This is a genomic window from Bacillus hominis (assembly GCF_018332515.1).
Taxonomy (GTDB): Bacteria; Bacillota; Bacilli; order Bacillales; family Bacillaceae_G; genus Bacillus_A; species Bacillus_A hominis.
Window position 1 is genome coordinate 1 of record NZ_BOQD01000284.1, and the last position, 1,740, is coordinate 1,740.

The following is a 1,740-nucleotide window of genomic DNA, read 5'->3' on the forward strand; positions in this document are numbered from 1 at the left end:
ATGCCCATCAACTTAAGAAATTGGTAGTTCCCCAAAACCCTAGCTTGATGGACAGGGGATAGCAACAACAAAACGTAAATTCCGTACACTAAGCTCATTTTCAAGACGGTTTACCAATACTCGCTATAACCACCCGCTTGATATAATAATATTTGGATGGGAGTCCAATACATGTTCTTAAAATTAAGATGGTTCAAATCGGAAGAAGGCCCTTAGAGGGTCTCTTTTCTTTATTTTCAAAAGGACCTGCTCAATTAATACGTAAAAACATAAAGTAAATTGAATCCGTTAAAATACATGAGTGACCTCTTGTTTTCTCCTCTTATCTAAAGGAGGAACTGTTATGGGCTTTGGTGGTAGTTGTAGTAGTTGTGGCGGTGGCTTCGCTTTATTAGTTGTATTGTTTATTTTATTAATCATAGTTGGAGCTTCCTGCTTCTGCTAAAAAACTATCGGAAAAGACACTCTTATATGAGTGTCTTTTCTTTATACGTTAAAACATCCCCTATCTCCGTAGGCGGGCCCTATCTTTATTACACAATACCAAAGTATACTCTCTTTTTCTCTTGAATTTTATGTAATTATACATATTAATGAAAACACAAATAATAAAAAAGCATCTGAAGTAGATGCTTTTTTATTATCAATACGTAAACGTAATCGTCACCAAAGAATATCCTTCTTTTGCATTATACGGCTCAGCTTTATAAGAAACACGGTTTGCTCCTTTTGGAAAACCGATTTCTCCAATTGCTTTTTTCACATCTTGTAAGGAACCGTCCATTGATTGCTTATAAAGAACCTCAATCTTTTCTGGCTTTGCGCTATAGCGCTGCTGCATTTTATTTTTTAATTCATTATAGTTATTCGCAACGTACTCATTTGCTAAATAATTTAGTTTTGTATCTTTTAATATTTGCTCGTATGTAGTTGTTTTAGGGCTACCCGCCGCAATTTTATTTATAATTGTATCATAATAATTTGTTGTAGCCTGCGGATAGTCCCCGCGGTTCCACCCATGATTTCTTGCAATTTGTTCATCTGATAAGTTGAAATAAGAATATGTTACTCGCCCTTGTTTATCAGGTATTGGATCATCGAATGTTGTATCAAGATGGTACCATTTGTTATCGATTTTAACTAAATTCCAAGCATGAGGCTGACCGTCTCCAGTTCCTACTACAAAATGATTCTCAATTCCAGCTTCTTTTAATAATTGATAGGTTAATAATGTGTAACCTTGACAAACGGCAGAACGATTCACGAGTGCCTCATATGCTGTATACGCTTTATAAGACGTATCGTAAGAAACATGTTGTACTACGTAATCATGAATCGCCTTCACCTTTTCATGATCATCCATTCCTACTTGAATAATAGAAGAAACGATCGCTTTCGCTTGTTTCATCACATACTCTGTTTGTTCTTTCGTTTCACGATATGTAATATTTAGCGTAAACGTATAATTTCCTGGCGATCCAGATAGTGAGTATGAAATATTCGATCTATTATAATTTGTATACTCATTTTTATTTGCGACTTCTTTATATGCGTTAAAAAGTGTATTCATCACTTCTTCTTTATTACTATTTGTCGTGTAATATGGAAGTGTAATATTCGTTTCGTACGTATTAATACGCTTTTGTACTTCATTTTTGAATGCTGTTAATAGTGCAGCATCTGCTGTATTTTGCGCATTAGTATTTTTATATTGCAAAGTTTTATATAAAAACTGTGCAT

At 34.3% G+C, this 1,740-nt stretch carries 2 protein-coding genes; one reads left to right on the forward strand and one right to left on the reverse strand.

What is annotated here, in order from left to right; translation table 11 throughout:
• Positions 1 to 343: 343 nt before the first annotated feature.
• Positions 344 to 445, forward strand: coding sequence for a YjcZ family sporulation protein (locus KI356_RS22425; protein ID WP_000505688.1), 102 nt, complete (start codon positions 344 to 346; stop codon positions 443 to 445).
• 198 nt (positions 446 to 643) lie between these two features.
• On the opposite strand, the gene KI356_RS22430 is transcribed toward KI356_RS22425, so the two are convergent.
• Positions 644 to 1,740: transglutaminase domain-containing protein (locus KI356_RS22430; protein ID WP_274388400.1), on the reverse strand; the 1,097-nt coding region annotated here is incomplete at its 5' end.